Annotated in this window: 3 protein-coding genes and 4 pseudogenes; 2 read left to right on the forward strand and 5 right to left on the reverse strand. The window is 39.7% G+C overall.

Annotation, left to right across the window (positions count from 1 at the left end; genetic code table 11):
* Positions 1-142 precede the first annotated feature (142 nt).
* The 5 genes and pseudogenes from fahA to H5058_RS11910 all read right to left on the reverse strand — a co-directional run.
* Positions 143-1,456: a fumarylacetoacetase gene (gene fahA, locus H5058_RS11890; RefSeq protein WP_089368605.1), complete on the reverse strand. Its 1,314-nt coding sequence runs from the start codon at positions 1,454-1,456 to the stop codon at positions 143-145.
* Between the two features lie 212 nt (positions 1,457-1,668).
* Positions 1,669-2,715: a 4-hydroxyphenylpyruvate dioxygenase gene (hppD, locus tag H5058_RS11895; protein WP_011328825.1), complete on the reverse strand. Its 1,047-nt coding sequence runs from the start codon at positions 2,713-2,715 to the stop codon at positions 1,669-1,671.
* Between the two features lie 319 nt (positions 2,716-3,034).
* Positions 3,035-5,775 (reverse strand): annotated as a pseudogene (locus H5058_RS11900) (metallophosphoesterase).
* Between the two features lie 175 nt (positions 5,776-5,950).
* Entirely contained in the window at positions 5,951-7,441 is a 1,491-nt protein-coding gene (locus H5058_RS11905) for a peptide MFS transporter (RefSeq protein WP_182678376.1), read from the reverse strand.
* 256 nt (positions 7,442-7,697) lie between these two features.
* Positions 7,698-8,780, reverse strand: a pseudogene (locus H5058_RS11910) (cellulose synthase subunit BcsC-related outer membrane protein); the annotation flags it as partial.
* Between the two features lie 63 nt (positions 8,781-8,843).
* Between H5058_RS11910 and H5058_RS18495 the strand changes: the two are divergent.
* Positions 8,844-9,544: pseudogene (locus tag H5058_RS18495) on the forward strand (IS3 family transposase); the annotation flags it as partial.
* Between the two features lie 650 nt (positions 9,545-10,194).
* Positions 10,195-10,352 (forward strand): annotated as a pseudogene (locus H5058_RS18500) (group II intron reverse transcriptase/maturase); the annotation flags it as partial.

Genomic DNA, 10,352 nt, shown 5'->3' on the forward strand with positions numbered 1-10,352 from the left:
GACACATAAATACTGGCTATTAACCAAGCTAAGATAGCAATTTGAGTTTAAAAAGCTAGAAAAAATTGTAACTATGACTGAATTAATAAAAAGGGACGGCAATAAATGCCATCCTTTTTAGCAAAAAAATTTATTCTTTAAATTATTTTGCAGCGAGTACAGTACTCTCTACACAGCCAAAACCAATGCGTGCGTAACCTTCTTTTTCACACCAGCCACGCATAATAACGTTATCGCCGTCTTCTAAAAAGCTACGTTGTTGGCCATTGCTCAGCGTGATTTTTTCTTTACCACCACGAGAAAGCTCAAGTAACGAACCCGCTTCTTCATGGGTTGGGCCAGATTGCGTACCCGAGCCCAGCATATCACCTGGCATAAAGTTACAACCATTCACAGTATGGTGCGTTACCATTTGCGCAACTGTCCAGTATGAGTGCTTAAAGCTTGAGGTTGATACACGCGTTGGTGTATGACCTTCATCACGCATTTGCTGAGTTTGAATTTTTACATCCATTTGAATATCAAACGCGCCTTGTTCACGGTTCGCTTTAGATTCTAAATAATCCAATGGTTGTGGATCGTTTTCATCTCGTGTCCAGCTTGTTCTAAATGGTGCTAGCGCTTCAGTTGTCACTATCCAAGGAGATACCGTTGATGCAAAGTTTTTAGCTAAAAACGGCCCTAACGGCTGATATTCCCACGCTTGTAAATCACGTGCTGACCAATCGTTAAAGACACAAAAGCCAAATACATGGTTTTCAGCATTTTCAATCGCTATAGCATCACCTAACGCGTTACCTTTACCTAAGTAAATACCTACTTCTAGTTCATAATCAAGGCGTTTACACGGGCCAAACGATGGTACTTCAGCATCTGGCGCTTTGGTTTGGCCTTTAGGGCGATGAAATTGTTGGCCCGATACACCAATAGATGATGAGCGACCATGATAACCAATAGGTACCCATTTATAGTTAGGTAGTAGTGGGTTGTCTGGGCGAAACAAGCTACCCACAGCAGTTGCATGGTAAATAGAGGTGTAAAAGTCGGTGTAATCACCAATGCGACACGGCAATGCAAACTCAATATCAGCCTGTGCAATAAGCGCTTCGCTTAATTTAGTCTGATGCTCAGAGCCTTCACGCAGCGCTTTAGATAATGCTAAACGCAGTGCTGACCAATATTGCTGCCCAAGGCTCATAAATTCATTTAATGTTGTGTTACTTGCAGCAGCAATGGCTGTTTGCGCATCACCACTAAAAATAGCGAGTTCATTTAGTTTTGCTAAATCGATAACCTGATCGCCAATAGCGACAGCGCCACGAAAAGCTTCGTTGCTATTTTTACGACGAACTTCAGCAAAAGGTAGATTTTGAATAGGGAAGTCGCAATCTGCAACGTTTGCAGAGGCTACCCAGCTTGTTAAATTTATATCATGGGTTTCGTTAATTAAACTCATTACATTTCCTTTGGTTTAGTTGGTCGTGCTAATCAGTATAAATATCAATTTATTAAATAAGCATATAAAGATTAAAAACATCTATTATTAACAGCTTATATGGTGATGAATAGCACGATTTAAACAGACAGAGTAGAATTGTTACTCAATATCAGCGTAAAACGACAAAAAGCAGCGAGTTACGCTGCTTTTAAAATATAAATGCTAACTACTTATAAAACGCCACGGCGCTCTTGGTCGCGTTCAATTGATTCAAATAGTGCTTGGAAGTTACCTTCACCAAAGCCACCATCGTCAACTCGCTGAATCATTTCAATAAAAATAGGACCAAATAGGTTTTTAGAGAAAATTTGTAGTAAGTAACAGTTTTCACTTTGGCTATCTACTAGAATTTGATGCTCACGAATTTTTTCTTTGTCTTCAGCAACCCAAGGTACACGGTCAAAAATAGTATCGTAGTACTCAGGAATAATATCCAAAGTTGCAATAGTCGATTTATCAAGCTTATCAAGTGAGCTTACTAAGTCGTCAGTTAAAAATGCTAAATGCTGTACGCCAGGGCCATTGTATTCACCAAGGTATTCATCGATTTGGTTATTATCGTTGCCTTTACCTTCGTTAATAGGAATAGAGAAAGTGCCACAAGGCGATTTAAGCGCATACGAAATTAACGCTGTTTTTTGGCCTTTAATGTCGAAGTAGCGAACTTCTGTAAAACCAAATACATCTTTATAAAAGTTAGCCCATTTTTCCATGGTGCCTTTATAAACATTATTAGTTAAATGGTCGATGCGAATAAAGCCTTTATCGTCAACCACGTTTTGCTCGGCTAGATCTTCAAAGTCTTGTGCGTAAATAGAGCCTTTTTCGCCAAATTGCTCAATAAAGTAAATTAAGCTGTCGCCAATGCCATAAATTGCAGGGTAAGGTAAATCTTTATTTGCCGAGTCGGTTGCTGGTTTTGCACCGCGCTCTACCGCTGCTTCAAATGCTTTTTGTGCATTCTCTACTCGCCAACCCATAGAACAAATAGCCGGGCCATGATCTTTAGCAAACTGTGCCGAAAAGCCATCACGCTCGTTATTTAATAAAAAATGAATATCGTTTTGATTGTAATAAACAATGTCTTTACCTTTGAATTTTTTTAGCTTTGAAAAGCCAAAGTCGGTAAATACTTTATCCATGTAATCTGCATCAGGTGTCGCATACTCGGTAAATTCGATACCAACTAAACCTAAAGGGTTATTTACTTCACTCATTATCATTACTCCCGCAATTAAGCACTGCGATTATTTGTTGTCGTATTGCTGTAGATGATTAACTAAATTTGTACTTTGGGGAAGGGGGCGTTGTTATTTAGTAAACAGCGCGTGTGTAAATTTTATAGGACGGTTAGCAGTAAGTTACTTTTTTGCTGAGTGCTTTAAATACGCGTATGTATGAAAACGTTTGAATAAGTGCGGCATTTTAAGTTTTAGCTATTGATTTTGTTGTTGTTTATTTTTTATAAAGAGATTTAAGCTAACTTAAATCTCTTTTTTTACTGTAGTAAAAACAAGGTTTTTTGTATTTAATTGTTTACGGTTTGCTATTGTTAAAGAACTTGCTACGTTGCTCTAACCATAAATTAGGTTTTATTGTGGGTGCAAGTTGGTAATGGCGTTCAACACTTTGATTGAGCTCTCGGGTTGTTTGCTTAAAAGTCAGCTTTTGTTGCGCGTTACCCATACTTTTTATTTCACTGCGAGTCATTGCGCGACCAGCATAAAGCAGTGCGTTTAAATAACCCGGTTCGGTTTCGTAGTTATTATCGGTTAATAATAATACGGCTTGATCGAGTGCCCAGCGTTTACCTATTTCACCGTCTCTTTTAACACCCGCAAATTCACCATCAATATACACTTCAAATACGCCATTGCTTGGTGCGGTATAAAATACAAAAGCTATACGGTGCCAGGTATCAGGCTCAGATGTGCCAAAATAACCACTGTCGCTGGTTGATGCACCTAACCCACCAATAGGATTAATAAATATGTCGGCGTCGTTATTCAAATCATTTGTTGCATCGGTTTGAACTAGTGCTCTGTATATTTCTTTTGCTGCAAAAGGCCAATAAATGTCCATCACTAAAGTGTAGTCAGACACCATTCCTTGGTTTGCAAAATCCCCATTTGGCGCGGTATTTAACTCAATCTTTAGCCCTTCGTTAGGAGAGTGATCGGTAAATGCCATTACAGTTGATGCGCCATCAGCTAAATCACTAATATTAAATGTGCTAGTACTAGCAAAGGTGGTCTTTTTAGGACCCCAGCCTTTATTGTCAGGATCAAAGTAACTAAGAGTTGATGGGCCTAAGTCGGCTTTAAGCGGATCGCTAACATCATCAAAGTTCCAAATAGTGATATTAGCAATGTCTTGGCAGGCATTGAGTGGCGTATTTGTATCAATATGTAAGCATTGAGTGGTTCTATGACGTGCGTATTGATCCAGAAGCCACCAAGCCTCGGCTATCGGTGCTACATCATTAAAAGTAACCCCATTAAAAAATAAATCAGGATTAAGAGCTGCCCCTTTAAAAAGTGCGACACTGTAGTTATTTGATGCTTGAATATTTTCAGGCGCTAGTAAAAACCAATCAGGTTGATTGGCTAACATAGCATTTAAATCATTGCCGCTAACCGTGACTTTATATAAAGAGTTAAAGCCTGGGGTGTTAGATGGCTGCCTTTCTACGTAGTAAGCTTTATGAAAGTCCTCTTGTGTTAGGGCGCCAGGGGTCCAACGTTTTTGCACTAACTCAGGGTTGAGTAAAGCTGCTGAAATAGTGCTGCTTGAGTGCTGAGCGGCTGCAGCGGTTACTGCTGCTAATTGCATTGCATTTAAGTAGTTTTCTGATATTGCAATTTCAGTTTGTGCATCGGGAGCATAATGGCCCATAATTGTGTCGATGGCTTGTTGTGTGGTTGTGTCTCGCTCAGTAATGGTGTCGGTTTTTACTGTTTTGTAGTCAACATTTTTGAGCGTTTTATTACTAGTGTCGAACGTTAAGTTTAAGTCGGTTATGCCCTTAGCGTAAAAGTTAGGTTGAATAACAATAGCGCCATTATCAAGGGTATTAAAGCTCTCACCGCCATGGGTATGACCGCCTAAAACCAAATCAATACCACTCACACTTTGTGCGATTTTAGTATCAAGGCCTTCACCTAAATGGCTTAACATCAGCATATAATCTACTTCATCACTGTACTGACTAACAATACTTTGTGCTATTTGTTGCCATTGCCAGCTCATTTTAAATTGTTTGATAAAATCAGGAATAGGGTCATCTTGTAGTGGTCTATCTAGCTCGTTCCACGGGACCGATGTCATACCAAATACACCGAGTGTAATGCAGCCTACTTGTACTTTAGCAAAACCTACTGCTGCAAAATCTTGTGTTTGTTCGCCTTCGTAGCGTGTATTACTGGCAAGTACAATGGCATTGTCATCCTTTGAGAAGCCTAATAATTTTTCAGGCCCCCAAGCATAGTCATGGTTACCTATTACACGAAGATCGAACTTCATTGCTTTTACGGCTTCATCGGTCGCTAAACCTTGTGATATTTGCTCAGCTACAGTGCCTTTTTCGTAATCATCTCCACCATCGGTAAATAAAGTATAAGGTGATTCGCTTAAAGCCTTTTTATGATATGCCTTAATTCGGCTAAAAAATTGCTCTTGATAACCAAATCGAGCATGTAAGTCGGCAATATGTACAAAGCGAATAGATTGCTCAGTGCTGTTTACATCACAGGTAGGGCCTATACTGGCAGTGCGTTCTTTACGCTGCATTTTTATGGCATATGTGCCTAACTGATTAACTGATTAACTTGAGCTGTAACAAAACCATTTAAAACACGAGAGTTCTCTATAGTTTCCCAAGTTGTAGCGTTTAAACGGGCAATATAAAGTTGGCCGCCTAATGCGTAATCGTCAGGGATTTTTAAGGAAATTGTAAAAGGATTACTAAGTGAAAGCCCTGCGGGAGTTAAGCTATGTAGATTAGAAATAATATTTTGCGTTTGCGGCGTTTCGTCTTGCTCAATACTAATATAAGTAAGCTCTGTATCAGAGTTAACACTATTGGCAGGAATTTCAATTTTAAAGTTATCGTTAATAGTGGCAGATAAACCTGCACCAGTAATAAGTAATACGTTAGCTTGGGGAGTGGAAGGGTTATTAGGATTAGGAGTGACTTGATCGCCAGCGCCACCACAAGCAGATAAAAAACCAATGAAAAAAACAACTAAAATTACTTTATACAAAGTGAACAATTGCATCTACCCGCTATCCCTAAAAATCTAATCAGTAATCAATTGGCTAAATAATACCAGTTAACAACTAAGCAATAAAAGATTATCAAGAGGAAACTTCCCCATACTGCTATGGGGAAGTAATTAAAAGTTGGGTAATAGATATTTAATTAACAAATATTTTAATTAAATACTTTAACTACTAGGCTTCCTCACTTAGTCCCTGTCTTTCCCACACTTTAGATTTAAAGGTCATTAGTACTAAAATAACACCAACACCAATACTAAATAATGCTATTTGTAGGTATAAGTTAGGTATTTCATCAACATTATTTGGATCGAAGTTACCAGCAAGTAATCCTGCAATGATATTACCGATAGAATAAGTTAATACAAATACGCCCATCATTTGGCCTGTGTAGCGACGAGGCGATAACTTACTTACAGCACTTAATGCCACAGGGCTCAAACAAAGCTCACCCACAGTGTGTAAAAAGTAGGTAGTAACAAGCCAGTAAGGTGCTACTTTTAGCCCTTCAGCCGCATAATGCGCTGCCATAAACATAACTAAGAAACCTGTTGCCATTATAATTAAACCAACAGCACATTTTGCACTATAAGATGGTGAAACAAGACGCTTTGACATATTGATCCAAAGCGCTGCAAAAAATGGTGATAGCGCAATAATAAACAGCGAGTTTAATGACTGAAACCAAGTTGTAGGGATTTCAAAAGTACCAATAAGACGGTCAGTATAATCACGTGCAAATAAGTTTAATGATGAACCTGCTTGCTCAAAGCCAGACCAAAAACAGGCTGAAGCTATACATACTAAAAACAGTGCCCACATTCTTTGTTTTTCAGCATCGGTTAACTTACCTTTAAAGTAGATAAGACCAAAATAAACAAAGAAAATAATAGTGAATGCAATCGCAGTATAACCTGCAACTACCGTTGGATTAATAATAATAGCGCCAGTCATCGCGGCTAGAGTGATTGCAGCCGCTATAATGATAAATATAGCAATACTGCCCCATGCGCGAGCAGTACCTTTAGGACCTAATGGATTAGCTGGTAGAGCACTATGCTCAGGTAAGTTTTTAAGTGAGCGCTTGTATTGCACTAAACCAATAGCCATACCAACAGCTGCAGCACCAAACGCCCAGTGCCAACCTAAATTTTCCATAAAGTAACCACAAACGTAATAACCAATTAATGAACCTAAGTTAATACCCATGTAGTAAATAGCATACCCGCCATCACGACGTTCATCAGCATCACTGTATAGTTGTCCAACCATGGCGCTGATATTTGGTTTTAGTAAGCCGGTACCCGTTGCTACAAAAATTAAACCAATAAAAAATGAGTAATCATGTGGAATAGCCAAAATAATGTGGCCACACATAATAATAATACCGCCATACCAAACAGCTTTTTGACCGCCGAATAATCTATCAGCTAGCCAACCACCAGGTAAGCCTAAAAAGTATACTGCGCCTGTGTACAAACCGTAAATAGCAGCAGCTGAAGCAACAGTAAAAGCAAGGCCTTCTTGTTGTAAGCTTGCTGTCATGAATAATACGAGCATAGCTCGCATACCGTAATAACTCATTCGTTCCCACATTTCGGTGAAAAACAAGGTTGAAAGTCCTTTAGGGTGGCCAAACCAACCACTATCTGGAGCTGAACTCATATTTACTTCCTAACTTTAAGTATTGTTGTAATGGCCTTATATATTTTTGCTTTAGCTATTTAGCGCCATGTATTACACGCTAAATGCTCGACCATCAGTATTGTTTAATGCAGCTAAGGTAATGGTTTGCCGTTAAGGTAGTAAAGCTGTAGGTAAGAGTCACACCCTTATCCTAGCTACAATTGCGCATTAGTATACATAGACCTTAGTGCGAGGGGAAGTGTTAAGCTTTATGGTTTAAACACAATAAACCTTGTTAAAAGTCAGCATAAGGTATTATAGGTTTACCTGGGAATGCTAATGTGCCGTAAACAGGATTGAAATAGTAACGTACATAAAGTTGTCCAAAGTTAGGCTCATAAAAGTCAGAGCGGTCAATTGCTAAGTAGCCTCCAAAAAACCAATGCGGGGTTACTCGGTGCTCAAAACTGCCTTCTAAGTTATACGAAACACCGGCGCTAGTATCACCGTTAAAAGCAGGAACGACGCCTGTTTCAAGCTGGCTTGCGAATGCTTGGGCTTGTAAGTTGAGATCGTTTGGGAAAAAGTCAATCGCGTTCGATTTAGTTTGTGAGTAAGAAATACCGGTTTTAATTCGATAAACAAAATCATCTCCCCAACGTGCGTCATAACTTAATGGTAATGAAATACCTATATAGTTTTGCGGGCTGTAATATCCGCCATGACCATAGGTTTCTTCGCTTAAATTAAACTTATAAGACCAATGCAATAAACTGACACCTGCGGTAAATTCACGCTCTTGGTTACTAATAACGCGATAGTAACTGCCACCCATTAGCCGATAACGTTGATTGTCTTTTACGTTTTGACCTTTATATAATTGAAAGTCGGCACTTGACCAAAACCCCCAATTACCACCCAAGTCGTGCGATAAATTGGCGGTTAGGCCAGTTGAGCGCACGCCACCCCAAACTTTACCTGAGTTTATATCGGTTAAACCAGCATAGGAGAGTACCGAGCTGGTAACAGGACGTTTTTCAAGTTCTAGGCTGTATCCAAAGTCGCCAAAATCGTCTGCGTAGTTTATGCCCCACACAATGTCTTCAATTAAAAAACCAAGTGGGGTAGTGCCAATATCAACACGCCAGTTTTCATTTTGCCAACCTATACCAATATCAACGCCACTTTCCTCAGGGCTTACTTCATCTAATGCACAGGTAAAAATACACAATGCACCTTGTCCATAGCGACTACCTGCAAATTGCTCATCAAATCGTGTTGTTTGTGCGCTTATAGTTGTAGGGTCGACTTTAATAAACCCTTGGCCTTGCCAAAGCGGAAAATAAGCTTCCATAGGCATTAAGCCAGCTCCCAGTGTAATGGTCTAATGAAACTGGAGAGGTTTATAGCGTAAAATGAGCTAAACCGAAAAGGTATCAATATGACCAGAAAATCAAAAGTAATACTCAGTGCACAGCAGAAACTCGAATATGCCAAATTAATGTTAGAAGAAGGCTATACTAATAAACAAATTGAAGAAATGTCTGGCGCTGGAAAGTCAGCAGTATCACGTTGGAAGCAACAATATTTATCTGAACTAGATGGTAAGAGCCCTGAAAATGTACAAGCACTTACACCTGAACAGCAGCGTATTCAATTACTAGAGAAGCAGCTGAAGCGTGCTTTAAAGGATAATGACATATTAAAAAAAGCCACCGCTTTCTTCATTCGCGACAATCAAAATTTAAAGTAATGAAAGAATTGAAGAAAGCAAACGCAGATTACACTATCACTGAATTGTGTCGTGTTTTAGAGGTTAGTATGAGTAGCTATTACTATGAACCTGCCAAACCCGATGAACAAGAGCAGGTGCTTTTGGATTTAATTGAATCGATAGCTGAGGACTCGGGTAATACGTATGGCAGGCGTAGAATACACGCTGAACTGAATGCACTTGATCACACAATAGGAGTATATAAAACGGCGTCATTGATGAACAAATTGAATATACACGCCATTGTGCCAAAGAAAAAACATTATTACCCAAACTCAGGTGATGAGCATCACTATGCACAAAACCTTTTAAAACGACAATTCAACCCGAAGACACATAACACGCATTGGGTAGGTGATATTACTTACAGTGTGCCCGGAGTTCAGCACTAGCAAGGAATGCTTTAATGAACCACGAGTCTATCTGAAATACATGAGCAATACGGTAGGAGCCAAATTGTTTATGGCACTATCTGGTTGTGCAGATAGTTGAGTCTGAGCGGCAGTGACTTATCGTATGCTGATAAGGTGATGGAACTCGCTGACAACGGGGAGTGAGGCGAATTCGTTACGCCAAGATGCTCTTCTAGACTAAGTATTGGACGGATGAAGTACATGAACCGATTAACCCGCATCTATGGGCTGAAACGTCGCCATTGCCTACACGAATTAACAGGCAATAATACTAAATGTATGAGTATTATTGCCGACTTGATAAATCACACGTAGGTATTTATCAATGGATAAACGCTAAATCACAATTCAGCGTTTAAGTATTATCACCTTACAGCACGATAAGGTTAAAGACTGCGATCGGCATCCACCCCAATATGTTCGAGTTCAGATAGGTAAACCGGGGAAGGTTTGTTTGAATGCTAAGGGAGCACGACCCCGATGACAAACAAGCTGGCGGAGCGTTCGTAGTATTCTGAGATGGGGAAAGCCCATTACATGGCGAAGGGGCGCAGTTTAATTGATTTGCGCAAGCAAATTACCTGACCTTAATGAGGTGAAGACCTTTGATAATCAGCGAACTGCAACGTAAATTAGCAACATGGACAGCAACCGATAAAGCGCGTCGCGTTAATCGATTACTGCGCCTTATCAGTCACCCACAATGGCTTTGCCAAGCGGCTGAAGTAACGCTTTCTTCAAAAGGTGCCAAAACACCTGGCGT

Origin of the sequence: Pseudoalteromonas sp. SR45-4, from assembly GCF_014163535.1 — a bacterium.
Classification (GTDB): domain Bacteria; phylum Pseudomonadota; class Gammaproteobacteria; order Enterobacterales; family Alteromonadaceae; genus Pseudoalteromonas; species Pseudoalteromonas nigrifaciens.